Origin of the sequence: Flavobacterium sp. ACN6 (genome assembly GCF_002304005.1) — a bacterium.
Classification (GTDB): Bacteria; Bacteroidota; Bacteroidia; order Flavobacteriales; family Flavobacteriaceae; genus Flavobacterium.
This window is the reverse complement of sequence record NZ_MRCQ01000017.1, coordinates 22,573-45,548: the sequence shown is the minus strand read 5'-3', so window position 1 is coordinate 45,548 and position 22,976 is coordinate 22,573. Positions and strand designations below refer to the sequence as shown.

General features: G+C 32.7%; 20 protein-coding genes. 18 read left to right on the top strand and 2 right to left on the bottom strand.

The annotated features are described in order from the left end of the window. The first annotated feature begins 150 nt into the window (after positions 1-150). The 18 genes from BSF42_RS22560 (at position 151) to BSF42_RS20135 (ending at position 19,292) form a co-directional block, all read left to right on the top strand. Entirely contained in the window at positions 151-294 is a 144-nt protein-coding gene (locus BSF42_RS22560) for a hypothetical protein (RefSeq protein ID WP_172426730.1), read from the top strand. Positions 295-390: 96 nt separating this feature from the next. Then, the gene (locus BSF42_RS20210) at positions 391-597 is read left to right on the top strand and encodes an addiction module protein (RefSeq protein WP_095954905.1); all 207 of its coding nucleotides are present in this window, start codon (positions 391-393) and stop codon (positions 595-597) included. After that, on the top strand, positions 597-758 hold the full coding sequence (locus tag BSF42_RS22555) for a hypothetical protein (protein WP_172426728.1): 162 nt from the start codon (positions 597-599) through the stop codon (positions 756-758). The genes BSF42_RS20210 and BSF42_RS22555 overlap by 1 nt, the downstream gene beginning before the upstream one ends. A gap of 508 nt (positions 759-1,266) precedes the next feature. Next, positions 1,267-2,094 (top strand): prephenate dehydratase, encoded by an 828-nt coding sequence (locus BSF42_RS20205; protein WP_095954904.1) that lies wholly within the window; start codon positions 1,267-1,269, stop codon positions 2,092-2,094. A 155-nt stretch (positions 2,095-2,249) separates the two neighbouring features. Next, entirely contained in the window at positions 2,250-3,395 is a 1,146-nt protein-coding gene (locus BSF42_RS20200; RefSeq protein ID WP_095954903.1) for a pyridoxal phosphate-dependent aminotransferase, read from the top strand. A gap of 104 nt (positions 3,396-3,499) precedes the next feature. Beyond that, entirely contained in the window at positions 3,500-4,360 is an 861-nt protein-coding gene (locus BSF42_RS20195) for a prephenate dehydrogenase (protein WP_095954902.1), read from the top strand. 12 nt (positions 4,361-4,372) lie between these two features. Next, complete coding sequence (locus BSF42_RS20190) at positions 4,373-5,455, top strand: bifunctional 3-deoxy-7-phosphoheptulonate synthase/chorismate mutase type II (protein ID WP_089480157.1); 1,083 nt, start codon at positions 4,373-4,375, stop codon at positions 5,453-5,455. Between the two features lie 315 nt (positions 5,456-5,770). Beyond that, positions 5,771-6,748, top strand: coding sequence for a ribosome small subunit-dependent GTPase A (gene rsgA, locus BSF42_RS20185; RefSeq protein WP_095954901.1), 978 nt, complete (start codon positions 5,771-5,773; stop codon positions 6,746-6,748). A gap of 30 nt (positions 6,749-6,778) precedes the next feature. Beyond that, complete coding sequence (locus BSF42_RS20180; RefSeq protein ID WP_095954900.1) at positions 6,779-7,141, top strand: four helix bundle protein; 363 nt, start codon at positions 6,779-6,781, stop codon at positions 7,139-7,141. A gap of 34 nt (positions 7,142-7,175) precedes the next feature. After that, on the top strand, positions 7,176-7,628 hold the full coding sequence (dtd, locus tag BSF42_RS20175; protein ID WP_095954899.1) for a D-aminoacyl-tRNA deacylase: 453 nt from the start codon (positions 7,176-7,178) through the stop codon (positions 7,626-7,628). Between the two features lie 64 nt (positions 7,629-7,692). Then, the gene (locus BSF42_RS20170; protein ID WP_095954898.1) at positions 7,693-9,600 is read left to right on the top strand and encodes a DUF3857 domain-containing protein; all 1,908 of its coding nucleotides are present in this window, start codon (positions 7,693-7,695) and stop codon (positions 9,598-9,600) included. Positions 9,601-9,623: 23 nt separating this feature from the next. Continuing rightward, entirely contained in the window at positions 9,624-11,642 is a 2,019-nt protein-coding gene (locus tag BSF42_RS20165) for a DUF3857 domain-containing protein (protein ID WP_095954897.1), read from the top strand. A gap of 194 nt (positions 11,643-11,836) precedes the next feature. Then, positions 11,837-13,807 (top strand): DUF3857 domain-containing protein, encoded by a 1,971-nt coding sequence (locus tag BSF42_RS20160; RefSeq protein ID WP_095954896.1) that lies wholly within the window; start codon positions 11,837-11,839, stop codon positions 13,805-13,807. A gap of 44 nt (positions 13,808-13,851) precedes the next feature. Further along, the gene (locus BSF42_RS20155; RefSeq protein WP_012022600.1) at positions 13,852-14,178 is read left to right on the top strand and encodes a nucleotide pyrophosphohydrolase; all 327 of its coding nucleotides are present in this window, start codon (positions 13,852-13,854) and stop codon (positions 14,176-14,178) included. Positions 14,179-14,276: 98 nt separating this feature from the next. Further along, on the top strand, positions 14,277-15,506 hold the full coding sequence (aroA, locus tag BSF42_RS20150; RefSeq protein WP_095954895.1) for a 3-phosphoshikimate 1-carboxyvinyltransferase: 1,230 nt from the start codon (positions 14,277-14,279) through the stop codon (positions 15,504-15,506). 382 nt (positions 15,507-15,888) lie between these two features. Further along, the gene (gene queA / locus BSF42_RS20145; protein WP_095954894.1) at positions 15,889-16,938 is read left to right on the top strand and encodes a tRNA preQ1(34) S-adenosylmethionine ribosyltransferase-isomerase QueA; all 1,050 of its coding nucleotides are present in this window, start codon (positions 15,889-15,891) and stop codon (positions 16,936-16,938) included. 316 nt (positions 16,939-17,254) lie between these two features. After that, positions 17,255-18,532, top strand: coding sequence for a kynureninase (kynU, locus tag BSF42_RS20140; RefSeq protein WP_095954893.1), 1,278 nt, complete (start codon positions 17,255-17,257; stop codon positions 18,530-18,532). A gap of 319 nt (positions 18,533-18,851) precedes the next feature. Further along, the gene (locus tag BSF42_RS20135) at positions 18,852-19,292 is read left to right on the top strand and encodes a YMGG-like glycine zipper-containing protein (protein ID WP_095954892.1); all 441 of its coding nucleotides are present in this window, start codon (positions 18,852-18,854) and stop codon (positions 19,290-19,292) included. 59 nt (positions 19,293-19,351) lie between these two features. Here BSF42_RS20135 and BSF42_RS20130 read toward each other — a convergent pair whose 3' ends face one another. Both BSF42_RS20130 and BSF42_RS20125 read right to left on the bottom strand, forming a co-directional pair. Continuing rightward, on the bottom strand, positions 19,352-21,163 hold the full coding sequence (locus BSF42_RS20130) for a hypothetical protein (RefSeq protein ID WP_095954891.1): 1,812 nt from the start codon (positions 21,161-21,163) through the stop codon (positions 19,352-19,354). A 172-nt stretch (positions 21,164-21,335) separates the two neighbouring features. Continuing rightward, positions 21,336-22,892 carry a hypothetical protein gene (locus BSF42_RS20125; RefSeq protein ID WP_095954890.1) on the bottom strand — a complete coding sequence of 519 codons (1,557 nt, stop codon included), beginning with the start codon at positions 22,890-22,892 and terminating at the stop codon, positions 21,336-21,338. Positions 22,893-22,976 lie beyond the last annotated feature (84 nt).

Here is a 22,976-nt window from a genome sequence, read left to right as displayed (position 1 = left end):
ACGTAATTTTAGAATAACAAATGGATTTACATAATAACATTATTCAAAACAAAGACATGTTTTTACAACCTTGCTGTTGAATACTGCAACAATATTGATGAAGACCATCGAGAAGAATGTTTAATTTCTCCAAAATCGATTTCAATTTTAATGGATCATGATTTTATTCCAACTCCATGTATTGAAATAAAATTAGAGCTTCGTTCGATGGAGGAGCAAAATAGAATTGGAAATTACTTTTTATATGTAAATCAAGAAAAAGAATTTGTCGATGAATTGCTAATTCTTAAATAGTATGGTTATTGATTTAAATCAAAATGCAATTCAAACTAGAATAATAAACTAGTTGATTTAATTTGACTAAATTTGTAATATTGATAATAGGGAAATATGGAAATTAAAAATTTATCGAAGTACAGTAATGCTGAAAAAATTGTTTTGGCTGAGCAACTGTGGGATAGTGTTTCTAAAGAGAATTTGGTGGTTTCGGATGATGTTAAGAGAGAATTAGATATTCGTATTCAAAATTTAGAAGAAGGAAAAACAGAATTGTATACTTGGGATGAGATTAAGGCTCATTTAAGATCGATTAGATAATGTATGAAATTCGTTTTGTAAAGGAAGCATTATTTGATATTGAAGATGTGGTTCTCTGGTACGAAGAGCAAAGAACGAGGCTTTCTTATGATTTTGAACTTTGTCTGGAAGCGGGACTTGATCAAATATCAAGAAACCCAGATGCCTATCAAAAGAAATAAAAAAATGTAAAAATTAGATTTATTTCAAGATTTCCTTATGGAATTCACTATCGATTTGAGAAAGAAGAAATTATTGTTATAGGAGTATTCCATACCTCTCGCTCTCCTAAAAATTGGTCAAAGAGATTAAATTTATAATTAAATCTTAGCATCTTAGCAACTCAGTCCCGAGGTTTCGGGATAGCATCTTAAAAAAACCTTTGTAAATATCTCATTTTAAGTCGATATTTTTATATTATCATACAAAACCTGCTAAATTTGTTAAGAAATCCTTTTTTGTTTCATAAAATGCAATATTTTTTTTGGTGCAGTAAAAATAATTTATACATTCGCAGAGAATTTAAATAATTACACAAACAAAATGGCATCTAACCGTTTTTATTTTAGCAACTCTTTTTATTTCTTCTTTAGTAGAAGTAAGGATTGTGCTATGGTTATTTGAGAAATATAAAAGACAAATAAAACTAATATACAATCCTGATGAAAATCAGGATTTTTTTTTGAATATATGACAACGAAAATTGCAATACAAGGTATAAAAGGTTCTTTTCATCATCAGGTTGTGAAAGAGTATTTCTCTGAAAATGTGGCTATTGATGAGTGTTTGTCTTTTGAAGAATTGGTTGACAGCCTTCTTTCTGGAAAATCAGATCAGGCAGTAATGGCGATTGAAAATTCGATTGCAGGGCCAATTATTCCGAATTATGCTTTGATTGACAAGAACAATTTACACATTATTGGAGAGCATTATTTAAGCATTCACCAAAATTTAATGACTTTAAAAGGTCAGAAAATTGAAGATATAAAAGAAGTTCATTCGCACCCAATGGCACTTTTGCAATGCATGGATTTCTTGAAACAATATCCAAATATAAAATTGGTTGAGGATAAAGATACAGCCGAAACAGCAAGAAGAATTCAGGAAAAACAATTAACCGGAATTGCTGCTATAGGGAGTAAAGTAGCTTCGGAAATGTATGATTTAGAAATCATCGCGCCGGAAATTCAAACGATCAAAAACAATATGACTCGTTTTGTAATTGTCAAAAAGCAAAATTCATTTTTGCCTGAAAACGAAATCAACAGAGCATCCATCAAATTTGAATTAGATCACAAAAGAGGAAGTCTGGCAGCAGTTTTGAATGTAATGAGCGACTGCAAACTGAATTTAACGAAAATTCAATCGCTTCCAAAAATTGAAACACCTTGGAAATACTCCTTTTTCGTAGATGTAACATTTGAGAAATACAAAGATTTTGTAAAAGCCAAAGCGTTACTAAATATAATGGCAGAATATTTAAAGGTTTTGGGAGAATATAAAAATACTAAACCTTAGGAAAAAGAAATTCCAATTTTTTGAAATTCCAAATTCCAATCCCGAAGCTTCGGGATGAAATAATAAATTGTCAGGCTGAGCGAAGTCGAAGCCCACGAAGTAGAAGTTTAAAAAAAGCCTAAAGCTTACAGCTTAAAGCCTAAAGCAAATAAAAAATGATTACAACAGCAAAACGATTAGACTTAGTTAAAGAGTACTACTTCTCATCAAAATTAAGAGAGGTGAGACAACTAATGTCTGAAGGAAAACCTATCATCAGTATGGCAATTGGAAGCCCTGATTTGAGTCCGTCGAAAGAAGTTATTGAAGCAGTTGCTTCTGCAATTTTAGATGAAAACGGGCATGGTTATCAGAGCTATCAGGGATTACCGGAGTTGAGAAAAGGGATGGCAGATTTCTATCAAGATCAGTTTGGCGTTGAATTAAATCCTAATAATGAGATCTTGCCTTTGATGGGTTCAAAAGAAGGAATTATGCACATTTCGTTAGCGTTTTTAAATGAAGGCGATCACGTTTTGATTCCGAATCCAGGTTATCCAACTTATACTTCGGTAACTAATTTGGTTGGAGCTGTTCCAGTTTATTATGATTTGAAAGAAGAAAACAAATGGGAACCGGATTTTGAAGCTTTAGAAAAATTAGATCTTTCGAAAGTGAAAATTATGTGGTTAGGTTATCCGCACATGCCAACAGGAGCGCGAGGAAGTTTAGCATTATTTGAAAAATTGGTTGCTTTTGCTAAAAAACACAACATATTATTGGTTAATGATAATCCGTATAGTTTTGTTTTGAATGATAATCCGATGAGTTTATTGCAGGTTGAAGGTGCAAAAGATGTAGCTCTGGAATTAAATTCATTAAGTAAAACGTTCAACATGGCAGGCTGGAGAGTTGGAATGGTTTTAGGAAATCCTGAAATTATCGATGCCATCTTAAAAGTAAAAAGCAACATGGACAGCGGTATGTTCTACGGAATTCAAAAAGGTGCAGTTGCAGCGTTGAATTGTGATAAATCTTGGTTCGAAGAGCAAAACAAAATTTACAGACGCCGTAGAAAATTAACAGAAAAATTAGCAGAAAAATTAGGCTGTAAAGTTTATAAAGAAGGCGTTGGACTTTTCGTCTGGGCAAAATTGCCAGAAGGCATCGAATCAGCAGAAAAGTTCATTGACGAAATATTATACGAGAAACATATTTTCATCACACCGGGAACCATTTTTGGAAGTAATGGTGAAGGATATATCAGATTCTCGTTGTGTGTAAAAGAGGAAAAAGTACAAGAAGCGATAGATCGATTTTAGATTTTAGACTTTAGAGTGTAGATTTTAGATTTCAAACTTTGCGAACTTTGCGGTTAAATAGGTTGGAATTTGGAATTTAAAGTTTGCTTCAAATAAAAAGAATTATGAAAGTATACGTAATAGGAATAGGGTTAATAGGCGGTTCGATGGTGCTGGACATCAAAGACCAACATCCTGATGCCACTATTTTTGGAATAGATAATAACGAAAAACATTTGCAGGAAGCAATTGATTTGGGCGTTATCGATCAGGTGGGAAGCTTTGAAGAATTAGCTGAGGCTGATTTTGTAATTGTTTCGGTTCCTGTGGATGTGGCGCTGACAGTTTTGCCTAAAGTTCTGGATTCGGTTGGAGATAAAACCATTGTTTTTGAAGTAGGATCGACTAAAAAGCCAATTTGCGAAGCAGTGGCAAGTCATCCAAAAAGAAGAAACTTTATAGCAACACATCCAATTGCAGGAACAGAGTTTTCAGGACCTTCGGCGGCGATTAGAGGTTTGTTTCAAGGAAAAACAAACATTATCTGCGAAGTGGAAAAAACCACTTTTAAATTGCAGGAAAAGGCGTTAAAGCTTTTTAGCGAAATAGGAATGAGGATTCGATATATGGATCCAACTTCGCACGACAAACACATTGCTTACGTTTCGCATTTGTCGCACATAAGTTCGTTTATGCTCGGTAAAACGGTAATGAACAAAGAAAAAGACGAACAGGATATTTTTGACATGGCGGGAAGTGGATTTGAAAGTACTGTTCGTCTCGCAAAAAGTTCACCGGCAATGTGGACGCCGATTTTTAAGCAAAACAAAGAGCACGTCCTCGAAACATTAGAAGAATACATTTCAAATCTCAGTCGGTTTAGGGATTTGTTGAAAGATGAAAATTACAATGCCATTTTTGAAGAAATGGAAAGCACAAATAAAATAAAAGAAATACTAAACGGATTAACAACAACTAAAAAGTAAATTAGAATTAAGATGGAAAATAAGAAAGAAATGAGAAAGTGGTTAGAAGATTTCAATTTAAATCACCCACTTGTGATAGCAGGACCATGTAGTGCAGAAACAGAAGATCAAGTATTGAAAATTGCTCACGAATTAAAAGATTCAAAAGTTAGTGTATTCAGAGCGGGAATCTGGAAACCAAGAACGCGTCCAGGAGGATTTGAAGGTGTTGGAGAAATTGGTTTGAAATGGTTACAAAAAGCTAAAAAAGAAACTGGTTTATTAATGGGTACTGAAGTTGCAACTGCAGCTCACTGTAAACTAGCTTTAGAACATGATATCGACGTTTTATGGGTTGGTGCTCGTACAACTGCAAACCCTTTTGCTGTTCAGGAAATTGCTGACACTTTGAAAGGAACAGATAAAATCGTTTTGGTTAAAAACCCTGTAAACCCAGATTTAGCTTTATGGTTAGGTGGAGTTGAGCGTTTACACATGGCTGGAATCGAGAAATTAGGGGTTATTCACAGAGGTTTTTCTACTTACGAAAAAACAAAATACAGAAATATTCCAGAATGGCAGATTGCTATCGAATTGCAAAATAAATTTCCTGATTTACCACTAATCATCGATCCATCTCACATTACAGGAGATCGTAAAATGATTTTCGAAGTAACGCAAGAGGCTTTAGATTTGAACTACGATGGTATGATCATCGAAACGCACTACGATCCAGATAATGCTTGGTCTGATGCGGCACAGCAAGTTACTCCAGACGTTTTGAAACAAATCATTAAAGATTTGACTATCAGAAAAACGGATGATACTACAGATCAATACACTCAAAAAATGACAAAATTAAGAGCAAACATCGACGTACTTGATGCTAACTTATTAGAGTTATTAGGAAAACGTATGAAAGTAGCTGACGAAATTGGTCAGGTGAAAAAAGATGCGAACGTTGCGATTCTTCAAAACAATCGTTGGAACGAAATCCTAGGTAAAATGATTCTTGAAGGTGAGAAAAAAGGCCTTACAGAAGAGTTTGTTTTAAGAATGTTCAAAGCAATTCACCAAGAAAGTATTGGTCACCAAGAGAAAATTTTCAATGCATAATTTTTTCTAAAACATATAAGTGATATAAGTTAATTTAAGTTTTTGTAAAACTATTTTAAAGTTTTCTTATATCATTAATTGAAAATAGATTGTTTTTTAAAATCCCTATTTCTTCGAAAGAAGATTTGGGGATTTTTGTTTTAAATTACATAGTCTAAGGTTTTAACCATGGGGAGGATGAATATCATTGCAAATACGTCCCTACGGTTGAAACCGTGCGCTATGTTTAAAATTATTCATTTATCTTTGCAAAGATTTATGTTTTCAATCTGTCCCGAGGCTTCGGGACTAAAATCAACAATCTAAAATTCAAGAATGACAGGACTCGTATATAAATCTACAGGAAGCTGGTACACCGTAAAATCCAAAAAAGGCGATTTTATAGAATGCCGTATGAAGGGGAAATTCAGAATGAAAGGGATTAAGAGCACCAATCCAATTGCTGTAGGCGATATTGTAGATTATGAACTCGAAGAAACTTCGGATGCTGTAACCGGAACGATTTTTAATATTCACGAGAGAAAGAATTACATCGTTCGTAAATCGGTTAATTTATCACATCAAATGCATATTATCGCATCAAACATTGATCGTGTTTTTTTGTTGATAACCATAAATAATCCACCTACAACTTTTAATTTTATAGATCGGTTTTTGGTAACTGCTGAAGCTTATAATATTGAAACTATTTTGGTTTTTAATAAGATAGATACTTTTGATGAAACAACACTTGATGATCAATTGTATATGCAGCATGTGTATCAGCAGATTGGGTACAAATGTCTTCGTGTTTCTTCGACCGAAATGAAAGGTGTTGACGAATTGAAAGAAATGATGATTGGTAAAGTGAGCATGTTTTCCGGACATTCAGGTGTTGGAAAATCTACTTTGGTAAATGCTATGGAACCTTCTTTACATCTTAAAACAAAGAACATTTCTGAAGCCAGTAAACAGGGCCAGCATACCACAACTTTTGCCGAAATGTATGATTTGTCTTTTAATGCAAAAATTATCGATACGCCGGGAATTAAAGGTTTTGGAATTGTTGATATGGAAAAAGAAGAAATCAGCGGCTATTTTCCTGAATTTTTCAAGCTGAAAGATCAATGTAAGTTTAACAACTGCCTGCATAAAGAAGAACCGCACTGTGCTATTAAAGCTGCTTTGGAAAAAGACGAGATCGCTTGGTCACGCTACAATAGTTATCTTAAAATCCTTGAAGGAGATGACGAACATTATCGTACCGATACTTATGATGAAGATCGTAAAGCGAGTGATGAATTGAGAAAGTAATTGTGAATTATGAATGGTTAATTGTGACTTATGGCTGACAACGTTATAAAAACAAAGTCGTTTAATTTTGCTTTGAGAATTGTGAAATTATTTCAATTTTTAAATCAAGAGAAAAAAGAATTTATTTTAAGTAAACAACTGCTTCGCAGCGGAACATCAATTGGAGCGTTAGTTCGTGAATCTGAGCAGGCAGAAAGTAAAAAAGATTTTATTCATAAACTAGCAATTGCACAAAAAGAAGCTAACGAAACAGATTATTGGTTAGAGTTACTGTTTCAATCTAATTATTTAAATGAAACCCAATTCAAATCGATAAAATTGGATATTGTAGAAATTAATAAAATTTTAGCTTCAATTATAATTACAACGAAACAAAAAATGACTGCAATATGAATTTACAATTTACAATTTACAATTCACAATTACCATGAGAATAATTCTTCAAAGAGTTTCTCACGCGTCAGTAACAGTTGATAATCAAAAAACTGCCGACATTCAAAAAGGATTATTGGTTTTAGTTGGTATTGAAGATGCCGATAATCAGGAAGATATTGACTGGCTTGCTGGGAAGATTATAAAAATGAGAATTTTTGGAGATGAAAATGATGTTATGAACTGCTCGGTTCAAGATATAGACGGGGACATTATTGTTGTGAGCCAATTTACACTTCATGCTTCTACAAAAAAGGGAAACCGTCCTTCTTATATAAAAGCAGCAAAACCAGACTTTGCAATTCCGATGTATGAGAACTTTGTGAAATCATTGGAAAAAGAGTTTGGTAAAAAAATACTAACAGGAATTTTTGGTGCCGATATGAAAGTTAATCTCTTAAACGACGGTCCAGTGACGATAATTATGGACAGCAAAAATAGAGAGTAAAATTTTATTAAACATTTGTTAAGGATTTCTGAAAATAATATATATTTGACGAAAATACCTACTAATGAAAAAGCTCTTTTGCGCGTTACTATTTTTCTTTTTTACTATTACTTTCTTTGCTCAAAAAAGCGATTACTCCATTTTAAAAATTTCTGACAGTCTTAAAGAAAATGCGAATGCTGTTCTTCGTTTAGATCAAATGGATATTACTATTGCGTCACAAAGAAGTATGAATATCAAAGCGCAACGTGTTGTAACCGTTTTAAATGATAGAGGTTTAAATGATATTGATGCCTACCAGCATTATGATAAATCAACTTCAATAAAAAGTATTGAAGCTGTTGTTTATGATGTTTTTGGTAATGAAATAAAAAAAATAAAACGAAAAGATTTTAAAGACCAGAGCGCTGTAAGCGGTAGTACTCTTTTTTCTGATAATCGTGTAGTGTTTTTAGATTATACACCTATTTCCTATCCTTTTACAATTGTTTATACTAGTGAAGTCGAAACTTCTAACACGGCTTTTATACCACAATGGTATTTTTTAAGCAGTTATAATTTAAGTGTAGAAAAATGTATGCTAAACGTAACTTATCCTAAAGAACTTGGATTTAAAAAGAAAGAGTTTCGTTTTTCTGATTTTGAGATAAAAAAAATCGAAGATTCTGATACAAGGTTAAGTTATAAAGCGGTTAATATTTTAGCACAGCGGCAGGAAGATCTCAGCCCTTCTAATACAGATCTTTTTCCTAAGGTAATGATGGGTCTGGAACGTTTTCATTTAGAAGGAGTCGATGGTACTGCAACAACTTGGGAAGCTTTTGGTAAATGGTATGGAGAAAAGGTTCTTAATGGAACTACAATTTTACCTGATGAAACTAAGACGAAAATAAAAGCACTTGTAGGAGATGAAAAAGATCCTGTAAAAAAGGCAAAGATTATTTACGATTATGTTCAAAAGAAATCCAGATATGTCAATATTGCTGTTGGTATCGGTGGCTGGAAACCAATGATGGCTGCAGATGTTGATCGCTTGGGATATGGAGATTGTAAGGCATTATCTAATTATACCAAAGCACTTTTACAAGTTGTTGATGTTCCGTCATACAACACTATTTTATATGGAGATCGCTATAAATCTGATATTCAATCCGATTTTGTTTCTATGCAAGGTAACCATATGATTCTTGCAGTTCCAAACGGCGATAATTACATCTGGCTCGAATGTACAAGTCAGGACGATCCATTTGGTTATCAGGGTACATTTACAGATGACAGAAATGTATTGGTGGTTAAACCAGAAGGAGGAGAAATTGTTCGAACTAAGATTTATGACGATCAGGGAAATACTCAAATAGGACAAGGAATTTATACCATAAATCAAAATGGTGATTTCTCAGGCGTTTTAAAAATTGCTTCACAAGGCAGTCAGTATGCAGCGAAAGCCAGAATCGAAACTTTACAGCCAAACGAAAAAGAAGAACATTATAAGGAATATTGGAACAATATCAATAATTTAAAATTGGGTAAAATAACTTTTACCAATGATAAAGAGAATATTTGTTTTACCGAAGATGTACAGTTAAGCGCATCCAATTATGGAGCTGTTTCTGGCAATAAAATGATTTTTGTTTTAGATGCTTTTAATCAATATACGGGAAATGTAAAACGAATTAGAAACCGTAAAAATCCATTTCAAATTCAGCGCGGCTATTTAGATACAGACGAAATTGAGATCAATCTTCCAGAAGGTTTTAGTGTCGAATTTCTTCCTCAGAATTATGAATTAAAAGGAAAATTTGGAGAATACAGAACCGAGATTATAAAAAAAGAAAATAACAAATTAACCTATAAAAGATCTATGTTTTTAAACAAAGGGAAATATTCGAATAAAGAATATGATGAATACCGTTTGTTTATGGAGCAGATTTCTAGAAATGATAATGCCAAAATAATATTGACCAAGAATTAACCAATCATAAACCAAAAACACCAATGAAAATTATTAATCTATTTATCTTGTTTGTAATTTCCTTATTCACTCACAAAGCAATTTCGCAGGAGTTTAAATTAGGAAAAGTTTCAGTAGCAGAACTTGAAGAGAAAGTGCATCCAAAAGATTCTTCAGCGTCTGCCGCTATTTTGTACAAAAAAGGATTGTCGCGTCTTGAATATGATATGAATGAAGGATTTGTAACAATAACAGAAGTAGAAACCAGAATTAAAATTTATAAAAAAGAAGGATATGACTGGGCAAATCAAGAAGTTTGGTATTATTCCTCAAGCAATACCAAAGAAAAAGTGTCCATTTCTGATGCAGTTACGTATAATTTAGTAAACGGTAAAATTGAAAAAACAAAGCTCAAAAGCGATGGCGTTTTTGATGAAGTTCTAAATAAATATAGATCTCAGAAAAAGCTAACAATGCCTAATGTAAAAGAGGGTTCGGTAATTGAATTTAAATACTTTATTCGCACCCCATTTGAAATGATAAGAGAGTGGGATTTTCAAACCAGCATCCCTGTAAATTATTCTGAATTTTCAACCTATATTCCAGAATATTATATTTTTAGTCCAAGACAAAAAGGGTATATTTTTCCTAAAGCAGTTACCACAAAAAATAATAAGTCTATAGTTTTTAATAGTAAAGAAAGAAGTGTTCCAACAGGGTTAGGTGCCGTTAAAACAGAATATTCGAGTGAAAAGGTCGATTATGTGGAGCTTAAAACTACTTATACTGCTGTAGATTTTCCTGCAATGAAAGAGGAAGCATTTGTAAATAATATTGAAAATTATACCTCTTCAATAGCGCATGAATTGGCGGTTACAAAATTTCCAAATAAACCAATTAAAGAATTTTCAACAGATTGGAATTCGGTTGTAAAAACAATTTATGAATATGAAGATTTTGGGCCTGAATTGAATAAAACAGGTTATTTTGAAGATGATATTAAAAAACTGCTTGCAGGTCTTAATACACCAGAAGAAAAAATATGGGCAATTTTAAATCATGTTAAAACAACTGTTAAATGGAATGGTTATCCAGGATATGGCTGCGATAGTGGTGTTAAAAAAGCGTATAAAGAAAAAACAGGAAATATTGCAGATATTAATCTAATGCTTACAGCCATGCTTCGTTATTCTGGCTTAACGGCAAATCCAGTATTAGTAAGTACACGATCTAATGGTATTGCTTTGTTTCCTAACAGAACTGCTTTTAATTATGTAATTGCAGCCGTAGAAACTCCAAATGGCTATATTTTATTAGATGCATCTGAGAAGTTTTCAACGCCAAATATATTACCTCTCAGAGTGCTAAATTGGTCAGGAAGATTAATAAGAAAAAATGGAACATCAGAAGAGATTAATTTGATGCCAGAAAAAACATCAAACAATAATGTGTTTCTAACTTTTAATATTGAAGCCGATGGAAAAGTTACCGGAAAAACAAGAAGACAATCTCAAGATTATAATGCTATGATTACTAGAGATAATATTTTCAATGTAAAAGAGGAAGAGTATTTAGAAAAATTAGAAAATAGAAACAATAAAATTGAAATAAGCGAATACTCCAAAACAAATGAAAAAGATATTCTACTGCCTATTATAGAAACATATTCTTTTACAGGGAATAATTTGTGCGAATTAATAGGAGGGAAAATTTATGTAAATCCGATGTTGTTTTTTACAAATGAGAAAAATCCTTTCAAACAAGAGGTTCGAGAATATCCAGTCGATTTTAGTTACCCTTTTGCAGACAAGTATAACATTACCATTAAAATTCCAGATGGTTTTGCTGTAGAAACATTGCCTGCTCCGGCATTGGTTACTATGGAAAATAATTTAGGATCTTTTAAGTATAATATTGCAGCAAACGAAAATACACTTCAAATTTCTGTAATGCATCAAATTAATCAAGCAATTGTATCTGCAGAAAGTTATGATATGCTAAAGGAGTATTACAAAGGAATGATTGCAAAAGAAACAGAGAAAATTGTATTAAAACGTATTTAATATGAAAATGCGGTCCTTCTTCGGCACCGGCTAATGTTAAATGTTTTAAGTGAAGGAAACAAAATTCAATTTAGCTTTTCAAAAGACATTAACAATAGTATTTTTGCTGCAGAGGACTACATTGCATTGAAAACCCTTTTTCAAAAAATGATTGTTAGTCAAAATGAAAAAAATGTTCTAAAAAAAATCTAAAAATGGAGTTTCGTTCTATTGTATTCTTTCTTTTCTTAATGGGTAATATTTCAAAATTAAGTGCTCAAAATTATGAGTTAGGGAAAGTTACTCTAGCAGAATTGGAGGAAAAAACCAATCCAAAAGATACCGCAGCTCCCGCCGCAATTTTATTTAAAAAAGGAATAACTTTTTTTACTTATATATCAGGAAAAGGGTTTGTGGCCAATAATGTATATGAATTTAAAATTAAAATTTATAAACCAGAAGGTTTAAAGTGGGCCAATCAAGAAGTATCTTACTACGTTGGATATGAAAACTTAAATGACGATTCTGTTAAATTTTCTAATGCTGTAACCTATAATCTTGAAAATGGAGCAGTAGTAAAAACAAAATTGAACAGCGAAGGCAGTTTTAAAAATAAAATAAACAAATATTGGAATCGCGCATCCATTACTTTGCCAAATGTAAAAGTAGGCTCGGTTATCGAATTTAAATATGTTTTAAAATCTGAAAACTTAATTAGACTTCCTGATTTTGAAATTCAATACGATGTTCCTGTTAATTATTTCGAGTACAAAACTGAAATCCCAGAGTTTTTTATTTACAAAACATTATTCGTTGGTAAATTAAAAATTGATTCCAAAGCTGACGTCGTACAAACAAGCCAAGCTAATATTACAGGCTACAAACAAATTAATGCTGTGTTTACCTCATCTGACATTCCAGCTTTAAAAGAGGAAAAATTTGTAGATAATATTGAAAACTATCTTGGAGCAATCCGAAATGAGCTAGAACGAAAAAGATTTCCTGATGAACCTGTCGTAAATTATACCACTACATGGGAAGAGGTTGCCAAGACAATTTATAAAAACGAAAGTTTTGGTGAAGAACTTAAAGAAATAAATTATTTTGCCCAAGACTTAAAAATCATTCTGCAAACTGTAAATACACAGCAAGAAAAATTGGATGCGATTTTTAAGTTTGTCCAAAAGAAAATGAATTGGAACAAAAGGAAAGGATATTTGACAGATACAGGAGTTAAAAAGGCATACATAGCGCAAACTGGAAATACTGCTGAAATAAATTTCATTCTGATTTCAATGCTTAGATCGGCGGGAATAGCTACATATCCAGTTTTAGTCAGCACTATTGAAAATGGCGTTCCAGTATTTCCAAATAGAACAGATTTTAATTACGTAATAGCAAGTGCTGAAATTGATGGAAAGAAAATTTTATTAGATGCATCTAATAAATATACGACGCTAGGTATTGTGCCTTTAAATCTTCTAAACTGGAAAGGAAGACTTATAAAACAAGATGGTTCTTCTGAAGAAATAGACATGATTCCAACTACTCCTTCTAAAGAAATTTTCAGTGTAATGGCTGAAATTCACCCTGAGAAAATGAAAATGGAAGGAAATGTCAAAGTAAGAAAAACAGATTATGCAGCGCTTGTTTTTAGAGAAAAAAATGCTGGTAATAGTGAAGAATCTTATGTTGAGAAACTGGAAAATGATTTAAATAAAATTGAAATTGGCAATTATCAAGTAGAGAATAAAAATGATAATTTTTCTAAGTCAACTTTAGAAAGTTTTGATTTTACATCCAATAATTTGTATGATATAATTGGGGATAAAATATATATTAAACCGATACTTTTTTATACAGATACTAATAACCCTTTCAAACAAGAAGAACGACAGCTGCCAATTTATTTCGGTTATCCGGTTCACCAAGTTTATAACGTGTTTTATGATGTTCCAGATGGTTATGGCGTTGAGTCTTTGCCTAAACCGGTAAAAATAAGTACAGAAAATAACGGAACCTCTTACATCATGAATATGAATACTGAGGAAAACAAAATACAGATAAAGGTGGGAATACAAATAAACAGTCCCATTTTCACGGCTGACGAATATGATATGCTGAAAGAGTTTTTTCAAAAAATAATTGCCAGCCAAAATGAAAAAATTGTCTTAAAAAGAATATAGCAAGATTGGAAGATTAAAATTAATTTTGCTTAAAAATTAAAATTATGGATTTAAAAAATGCCCAATTAGATGTTGATACCTGGATAAAAGAACATGGTGTTCGTTATTTCAATGAATTAACCAACATGGCACAGTTAACAGAAGAGGTTGGAGAAGTGGCTAGAATCATCGCACGCAGATACGGGGAGCAATCTGAAAAAGAAAGCGATAAGAATAAAGATTTAGGCGAAGAATTAGCCGATGTTGTTTTCGTGGTTTTATGTCTGGCCAATCAAACCGGAATCGATTTGCAAGCTGCTTTTGATAAAAAAATGGACTTAAAATCGGTTAGAGATAAAGATCGTCACAAAAACAACGATAAATTGAAATAATTGTGAAATTTCGACGTGAATTTTGATTTACGCGCGAGGAGTGGTAAATTGCGTGCCTGAATTATGTTACTCGTAATTCGCAACACATAACTAATATCATGAATTTAAAATTAAGCACGAATTCGCAATTAACAATTGATGATTCGCAACTAAATATCACAGGTTCTAAAAGCGAAACAAACCGCTTATTATTACTGAAAGCTTTATTTCCAAATATTACATTATCAAATACTTCAAACTCTGATGACAGCGAAGTAATGCAGAAAGCTCTGGCAGGTAATGAAGAAATTGTAGACATACATCACGCAGGAACAGCAATGCGTTTTTTAACCGCTTATTTTGCTGTTAATGAAGGCAGAGAAGTTGTTTTAACAGGATCCAGCAGAATGCAGGAGCGACCAATAAAAATTTTGGTTGAAGCTTTGGCACAATTAGGGGTTGAAATTTCATATGAAAAAGAAGAAGGTTATCCGCCAATTCGAATCAAAGGAAAAAAAGTTACGGACTCAAAAGTAAAATTGGCGGCAAATGTAAGCAGTCAATATATTTCGGCACTTTTATTAGTAGCTTCAAAACTAGATAATGGCTTAGAATTGACTTTAGAAGGAGAAATTACTTCGATTCCGTATATCAAAATGACTTTGGCTTTGCTGAATGATTTAGATATTCAAACTAGTTTTGAAGGAAACGTGATCAAAGTTTATCCTAAAGAATCTGTTGAATCAAAAGAAATGGTGGTAGAATCAGATTGGAGTTCCGCTTCTTATTTCTTTAGTCTTGTTGCTTTGGCCGATGCTGCAAAAATAACTTTAAGCAGTTATAAAGAAAACAGTCTTCAGGGAGATTCTGAACTAGTTTCTCTTTATGAAAAAATGGGAGTAAAAACTACTTTTCAAAACAATAAAATGACTTTGGAAAAAGTGGCTGGATATAATTATCAAGATGTGAATTTTGAATTGAATAATACTCCAGATATTGCACAGACAATTGTTGTTACTTGTTTAGGTTTAGGAATTGGATGCCATTTAACGGGTCTGCATACTTTAAAAATTAAAGAAACAGATAGATTGGAAGCGCTTCGAATTGAGCTTACAAAATTAGGAGCCAATATTTCGGTAACCAATGACAGTTTGACTTTAGTGCCTTCACAAAATATAAATCATGATGTGCATATCGCGACATACAACGATCATCGTATGGCAATGGCATTTGCGCCTTTAGCAATAAAAGTTCCAATTATTATTGATGATGCCGAAGTAGTTTCAAAATCATACCCAGATTTCTGGAATGATTTAAAAGCTTTAAACTTCCAGATCTCAGAACTGTAGTTTTTGAACCATATAAGAAATATAAGTTCATTTAAATAAAAGCGCACTGCAAAGCTAAATACACATAGCCTCTGGTTTTAACCAGAGGTTTTTTTATGTACATTTAATAGCAAACCTGACAGGTTTTTAAACCTGTCAGGTTTAAATAGTATGTAAAAATCCCAGCTAGTATGAACTTATAGAAGTAATATGGTTCAAAAAAGTTAAAATTAATTTAAATAATGTGTTTTTAAGTCATTGCAAAACCGCACTAAATCAACGACTTTTGAAAATAAACGTCAAAACACTTGACAACGCCTATCTCACAATCGTATATTTGCAGGCGATTTAAAATTTTAGATAAAAAAGTCTAAGATTGATATTTTAAAATCTAACTTCAAATATGAAATTATCACACTTCAATTTCAATTTACCGAAAGAACTTTTGGCTGAATTTCCAGCAGAAAACAGAGATGAGTCTCGTTTGATGGTAATTGACCGTAAAAAACAAACTATAGAGCATAAAATGTTTAAAGATGTTATCAATTATTTTGATGACGGAGACGTTTTAATCCTTAACAATACAAAAGTTTTCCCTGCACGTTTGTACGGAAACAAAGAAAAAACTGGAGCTAGAATTGAGGTTTTCTTATTAAGAGAATTGAATTCAGAGCAGCGTCTTTGGGATGTTTTAGTTGATCCGGCTAGAAAAATCCGTATTGGTAACAAACTTTATTTTGGTGATGACGATTCATTAGTTGCTGAGGTAATCGACAATACAACTTCTCGTGGTAGAACTTTACGTTTCTTATACGATGGTTCTTATGAAGAATTCAGAAACAAATTGACAGAACTTGGAGAAACTCCAATTCCTAAATATATTAACAGAGAAGTAACTGCAGAAGATGCTGAAAGATACCAAACTATCTATGCAAAAGAAGAAGGAGCTGTAGCGGCGCCAACTGCTGGTTTACACTTCTCAAAACACCTTTTGAAAAAATTAGAAATCAAAGGAGTAAATTTTGCTGAAGTAACACTTCACGTTGGTTTAGGAACTTTTAACCCAGTTGAGGTTGAAGATTTGTCTAAACATAAAATGGACTCAGAAGAATTGATTATCAATCAAGAGGCTTGTGATGTTGTAAACGACGCTAAAGCAAAGAAAAAACGTATTTGTGCAGTAGGAACAACTTCTATGCGTGCAATTGAAAGTTCTGTTTCTTCTCAAAATACTTTAAATCCTTACGAAGGATGGACAAATAAATTTATTTTCCCTCCTCACGATTTTAGTATTGCAAACTGTATGATTACTAATTTCCACACGCCAAAATCAACGTTATTAATGATGATTTCTGCTTTCTGTGGACATGATTTAATGAAAAAAGCATACGACGAAGCGATCAAAGAAGGATACAAATTCTATTCTTACGGAGACGCGATGTTAATTCTATAATTAGAATTTATTTCATAAAAAGACCCGACACGTTTTAAGACCTGTCGGGTTTTTTGTTTTTATAGTTTTGTTTCAAGTTTCAAGTTCGTTCTGCAGTTTAACCGCAAAGTGCGCAAAGATTTTTGCTCAGTTTGTGTTTGCCAAGTGCTAAAGAATGCAAAGCTTTTCGGACTTTATGTGTAAACACTCACGAAAAAAAAGACTTCGCGCACTTTGCGGTAAATCGCCCAAAGCACATCAACGCGAAACCTGAAACCTGAAACAAAAGAAACAATAATCGAATTTTTTGTTATTTTTACGATTCAAAATAAACACAATGACTTTTCAAAATACACGCGAATTTGCGAAACAACTTGATGCACAAGATGCATTAAATCATTATCAAGACCAATTTATTTTTCCAAAAGTTAATGATAAACGTGTCATTTATTTCACAGGAAATTCTCTAGGATTACAGCCAAAACGTACCAAAGCTTACATTGATGAAGTTATGAATGACTGGGCAGAATTAGCTGTTGAAGGTCATTTTTATGCACAAAAACCATGGTGGGATTATCAAGAAAGATTTGCAGAACCGTTGAGTAAAATTGTTGGAGCGCTTCCTTCTGAAGTTACCGTAATGAATACTTTGACAGTAAATCTTCACTTATTGATGGTTTCATTTTATCAGCCAAAAGGCAAGCGTTATAAAATTATCTGCGAAGAAAAAGCATTTCCATCAGATCAATATATGTTTCAGAGTCAGGTTCATTTTCACGGATATAAACCAGAAGATGCAATCGTAGAAATTAAAAGAAGAGAAGGCGAACACAATATTCGTTTGGAAGATGTTTTAGCAAAAATTGAAGAAGTTGGAGATGAGCTGGCTTTGGTTTTAATTGGAGGTGTAAATTATTATACGGGACAAGTTTTTGATATTAAAACTATCACGGCGGCAGGGCATAAAGCTGGTGGAAAAGTAGGCTGGGATTTGGCACACGCCGCTGGAAATATCAAATTAGAACTTCACGATTGGAATGTAGATTTCGCTGCTTGGTGCAGTTATAAATATATGAATTCTGGACCAGGAAATGCCTCTGGAGCTTTTGTTCACGAAAGACATCACAACGATCCAGATTTACCACGATTCGCCGGCTGGTGGGGACATAATAAAGAGCGTCGTTTTAAAATGGAACCCAACTTTGATCCAGTTCACGGAGCGGGAGGATGGCAGATTAGTAATCTTCCAGTTTTATCTCTAGCGCCATATTTGGCCTCTGTAGAAATGTTCGCCGAGGTTGGAATGGACGCTCTAATTACAAAACGAGATCATATTACTTCTTACTTAGAATTTATTCTGCATGAAATAGATAAAGAAGTTAAAGGGAATTTTGAAATTATTACCCCTTCAAATCCAGAAGAAAGAGCTTCGCAATTATCCGTCTTCCTGCATGGAGAAGGAAGAAGCTTATTTGATTATTTAATGAAAAATGGTGTAATTACAGACTGGCGTGAGCCCAACGTAATCCGTTTAGCGCCAGTTCCATTGTATTGCTCTTATGAAGATATGTACGATTTCGGGCAAATTTTGAAAAAAGGGATTTTAGGGAAGTAAGAGTTTATTCAAGGAAATTATTAAGCAATACTGTTTTTCATTTCGAGTAACGAGAAATCTCACTCGGGATTCTACAAAGATTGGCGACATACTTTGCGGAGTTTCTAGTGAGATTTCTCGTTACTCGAAATGACAAAATTGAAGAAATAAACTTTGCGACTCGGCGCCTTTGCGAAATTATAACATAAAGTCAAATCCAAAATAGGCATGGTTCAATAAACAAAATCTTCTAATCTTATAAACTTTAAAAAAAATTCTGTAATAATTAATATAGCAGATATTCCGTATTTTGTAATGTATAATTATAAAAACTACGATCATGAAAGGCTTATATATAATTTTAGCGGCGATTATTTTAACTTCTTGTCAAAATCAAAGTAAACAAGATTTAAATAAAGCCAAACAAGCCAGCATTGATTCAATGAAAGTTGAAATTAACAAACAACGTGTTATCGATTCAATGAAAACTGAAATGGCTAAGATCAAAGAACAGCAAGAGCAGAAAGTTGAATCTCAAAAAGAAGTTGTAGTTGTACACCAGCAGGCAGCAAACGGAAATGCAACAACCACAACTACTACCAAAAAGAAAGGTTGGAGTGCAACTGCTAAAGGTGCAGTAATTGGTGCTGGAGTTGGTGCAGCGACTGGCGCAATTGTCAGTAAGAAAAAGGGGGAAGGTGCAATTATTGGTGGTTTAGCAGGTGCTGCATTAGGAACTGGAACTGGAGCTGTTATTGATAGTAAAAAGAAAAAAGAATAGATTTTAAACTTCTATAATAATAAAACGCCGATTTAAATTTTTAAATCGGCGTTTGCTTTTTAGGTTAATTGAAGTGTCGGAATGTGAATCCTATTCAATTCTGATTTGTAAAAATCGAACTGACTTTTAATTGTCTCTTCTTCTGTTTTAAAATAAGAAGTCGATGAAAATAAATTTTTATAATATTCAATTCCTTCTAAAATATTAACTTTAAAACTAGTCCATTTTTTAAGTTGATTTGCAGTTACCTCACCAGAAATATTTTCAATTTCATTTCTAAAATAATCAACATACATTTTCAATTCTTTCACAAATAAATTTGGACGATCGTTAGTTCTTAAAACCGATTTTCCTTGATAAATATGCTGTATCATTTCTTTCAAAGAAACTTCCTGATCAAAATAAGCCATATTTGGTCCGGGACAAATTACAACACCTTGAGCCTGACCTTTTATTTTAATATCATTTTCTAGGTAACAAGCATTTGCTAAACCAACACACAAGCATGATTTTTCGGTAATCTTGATTTTGCTTTTTTCGAATGCATCAGCAGATAAAGTGTCTTTTAAGTTTTCTAGTTCTGCCAGTTTAAGATCCTGATATTTTTTTGATGCCGTACAAATTCCGTGTAGATCGTATTCTTTGCTTAAAGCTAAAAATTTCTTTGGGCACGAACTTCCCGCTTTGTTTTCGTGAATGCGTTTTTGTTTTAAGATCTCGTTTGAAGTTCCGTGCAAAGTATTAAACGGAACTCCCAGTGGCGAAATATGACTTAAATACAAATCATCTTCTTTGGCCTCCATTAATAAATTTCTCGTTTCTTGATCTACAGAAGTTGCTTCTGGAACTAATAAAAATGGAGAACCCCAGCCAACTGAATCGACTTTATATTCATCTAATAAAAATTCGTGCTCTTCTGCAGTTCCAACACCGCCTTGCACAGTAATTTTTAATTCTAAAGGATTTTCTGGGAAAGCTTGATTTTTTAGCTGTAACGCTTTAATCATTAAAGCATGTGCCGATTGTACCAGTTGCTCTTTTTTTTGCTTAAATTCTTCTAAAATGGTGCCTAATAAGAGTCCGTCAGTGGCAAAGGCGTGACCGCCGCAGTTTAAACCAGATTCAATTCGGTATTCAGAAACCCAAAGTCCTTTTTTAGCTAGGAAATTTCCCTGAATCATAGCCGATCTAAAATCACTTACTTTTAGAATAATTTTCTTTTTCAGTTCGTTATTTTCATTTGGAAAAAAATCTTTGAAGTTCTCAAAATAACTGTACAATCTCGGATTCATTCCGGCAGAAAGTACAACAGAAGATTCTAAATTACTGTTTGCAAAACCTCTCAAAGCAGCGTGTGCATCATTAAACTCAATAGGAAGCTGTTCGTTTTTGACAAAATTATCTTTGTCCAATTTCGTCATAATATTTACGTCGATTTCTCCTGGCAAAAGATGTGATTCAATATAACTTTGAATGTTTTCTTTAAAAGCAATTCCATCATCCAATAAATTTTGAAAACCTTTTTTAATATCAGATGAATTGGGTAACATCGACATAAAATTTTCAAGGGCAGTTTTGCTTTCTGCCAATTCAGTTTTAAAATTTTCGAATTTTTCTTTTACAATTGTGTCAACTAAATTTAGGTAGGAAGTAATTCTTTCTGCGCGATAATCATGAAATTTCTGAGTGATTTCTTCGTAAGGAAAATTGAATTTGTTGCTGTAAAAATTGCGCATCTTTTCAATTAAGTCATCATCAGCGATTGAAACAACAGACGAAATTCCGTATTGCGCCACTCGAATTGGGCTGTCTATGGTGTAAGCAAGACCCATTACTGGTATGTGAAAAGTGTGTAAAGGCGTTTTTGTCATTTGTTTTCAGATTAAAATAAAAACAAATGAAGAAAAAAAACTTTTTTTAAAACCTGATAATTGTCAGGTTTGGAATTTTTATTAACCACGAATTACGCGAATTTTTGCTAATTTCTATTCGAAGATTTTAAAAATAATTCGTGAAAATTTGTGTAATTCGTGGCAAAAAAAACTATATCAAAATCTTCTTCAAAGATTCGGCAATGCTTCGCCATAAAAAATTATAAAATGATTTTTCTTGAATTCTTTCCAATTCAACTTCTGCAGTTTTGGCTTTGTCTTTGGAGTCATTTTTCACCAGTAAATTAACAATTGCGGATTTTAGCTTCGCTTCTTTTTCCGGTTTTTTCTTCTTGTATAATTTTACTTTCAGATCGTCATAATCTAAAGAAGCATTTCCTTTGGAAATATTGTCATTACCATAAAAATTAAAACGGTATTTGTTAAAAACTCCTGTAAATGAAGCGTTCATGTACGGTTTGCTGAACTGTCCCATGGCACGGACATCAAAGTTAGAAATAACACCTTGAATGTGAAATCCGTCATTTTTATCCAAAACATTAAAACTCCAATCCACATTAAGAGGCGAAGTTTTCATGAAAATACATTTCACTTTAATTTTAACATCCTTCGTTTTTTTCAAACCAAAACCACTTTGCAGATTGGTGGCCTGCAAATTGAATTTGTCGAAATTTAAGACTCCGGGACCTTTAGAGAAATCAATTTCTTCTTCATACACCAATTTAGATTTTAAAACCTGAAGTGTGTCAATTTGAAGCGGGAATTTAATATTTCGTAATAAATGATTGTACAGATATTTTTTGCTCAAATCGTCTTTAGGCATTTTTCCGCGGTAAATATTAGCATCAAAATGATTGATTACGACCGAATTTGCCTTAAAGAAAAAGCGATCGTTTTTAAATCCCCAATCCATTTTTGATACTTGAGCCGAATCGAATTTAAGCGTATAAATGTCTTTTTCTTTGTCCAGTTTTTTAATAAAATCTGGTCGGTTATATTGAGGGATGTTAGCGAAATTATTGATTTTTAAAAAGTTCTTTTCAGTTGCTATTTTTCCAATATTAATATGATAAAAAGCACTTGGTCTGTAAAATAAACTGTCAATAACCAATGCATAGCTTTTATATTGCAGCGGAATTTTTTCCTTTAAAGTAGCATCAGTAAGCAGAATTCCTTCTAATTTCAAAATGATTTTTTTGATGCTGAAAATAGGTTTTTCGGTATCTAAAGAAACAACATCAACCGTTCCGTCATTTAAATAAATGTTTGAAACGGCAACAATTTTACGAAAAGGCTCCAGAATTTCGCTTTTAATACTTTTGCTGTTATTTATAAGTTTTTCTCCTTTTTTATATAAAATAACTCTGGGTTTGTTGATTGTAATACTTTCGGCCTGAATAATATCACGAAAAGCCAGATCCCAAATATTAAAATGTTTGATTGTGATAGATTCTATTTTAGAAAAAAGTCCGTTTTTGCTATCCTTTGGCTGGTTCTTCGGATTTACCAATAATGTCTGTGCGTAGATATTTCGAGAAAAAAGAGATACTTCAATTTTTTCATAATTGATGTTATATGCCGTTTTATTTTTCTCATGAATAATAATCGGAAGTTGTTTCTTAATCCAGTAATTAAGACCGATGTTGGCTAAAATTACAAGTAGTAAAAGAGAAATTACACCGATTGCTATTTTTTTATATAGTGACATTTATAGGATTGGTTTTAAATACATAAATTTAGGCTTTTAAAAAGAAGCATTATTACATTATTCTTTTTTTTGGTTATATCATTT

Excerpts from the sequence above, each read along its gene's own strand:
- kynU (WP_095954893.1), top strand. The coding sequence starts at position 17,255 with ATGACTTTTCAAAATACACGCGAATTTGCGAAACAACTTGATGCACAA.
- BSF42_RS22555 (WP_172426728.1), top strand. The coding sequence starts at position 597 with ATGTATGAAATTCGTTTTGTAAAGGAAGCATTATTTGATATTGAAGAT.
- BSF42_RS20180 (WP_095954900.1), top strand. The coding sequence starts at position 6,779 with ATGGCTGACAACGTTATAAAAACAAAGTCGTTTAATTTTGCTTTGAGA.
- BSF42_RS20130 (WP_095954891.1), bottom strand. The coding sequence starts at position 21,163 with ATGACAAAAACGCCTTTACACACTTTTCACATACCAGTAATGGGTCTT.
- BSF42_RS20160 (WP_095954896.1), top strand. The coding sequence starts at position 11,837 with ATGGAGTTTCGTTCTATTGTATTCTTTCTTTTCTTAATGGGTAATATT.
- BSF42_RS20135 (WP_095954892.1), top strand. The coding sequence starts at position 18,852 with ATGAAAGGCTTATATATAATTTTAGCGGCGATTATTTTAACTTCTTGT.
- BSF42_RS20125 (WP_095954890.1), bottom strand. The coding sequence starts at position 22,892 with ATGTCACTATATAAAAAAATAGCAATCGGTGTAATTTCTCTTTTACTA.
- BSF42_RS20165 (WP_095954897.1), top strand. The coding sequence starts at position 9,624 with ATGAAAATTATTAATCTATTTATCTTGTTTGTAATTTCCTTATTCACT.
- aroA (WP_095954895.1), top strand. The coding sequence starts at position 14,277 with ATGAATTTAAAATTAAGCACGAATTCGCAATTAACAATTGATGATTCG.
- queA (WP_095954894.1), top strand. The coding sequence starts at position 15,889 with ATGAAATTATCACACTTCAATTTCAATTTACCGAAAGAACTTTTGGCT.
- rsgA (WP_095954901.1), top strand. The coding sequence starts at position 5,771 with ATGACAGGACTCGTATATAAATCTACAGGAAGCTGGTACACCGTAAAA.
- BSF42_RS20200 (WP_095954903.1), top strand. The coding sequence starts at position 2,250 with ATGATTACAACAGCAAAACGATTAGACTTAGTTAAAGAGTACTACTTC.
- BSF42_RS20195 (WP_095954902.1), top strand. The coding sequence starts at position 3,500 with ATGAAAGTATACGTAATAGGAATAGGGTTAATAGGCGGTTCGATGGTG.
- BSF42_RS20205 (WP_095954904.1), top strand. The coding sequence starts at position 1,267 with ATGACAACGAAAATTGCAATACAAGGTATAAAAGGTTCTTTTCATCAT.
- BSF42_RS20210 (WP_095954905.1), top strand. The coding sequence starts at position 391 with ATGGAAATTAAAAATTTATCGAAGTACAGTAATGCTGAAAAAATTGTT.
- dtd (WP_095954899.1), top strand. The coding sequence starts at position 7,176 with ATGAGAATAATTCTTCAAAGAGTTTCTCACGCGTCAGTAACAGTTGAT.
- BSF42_RS20190 (WP_089480157.1), top strand. The coding sequence starts at position 4,373 with ATGGAAAATAAGAAAGAAATGAGAAAGTGGTTAGAAGATTTCAATTTA.
- BSF42_RS20155 (WP_012022600.1), top strand. The coding sequence starts at position 13,852 with ATGGATTTAAAAAATGCCCAATTAGATGTTGATACCTGGATAAAAGAA.
- BSF42_RS22560 (WP_172426730.1), top strand. The coding sequence starts at position 151 with ATGGATCATGATTTTATTCCAACTCCATGTATTGAAATAAAATTAGAG.
- BSF42_RS20170 (WP_095954898.1), top strand. The coding sequence starts at position 7,693 with ATGAAAAAGCTCTTTTGCGCGTTACTATTTTTCTTTTTTACTATTACT.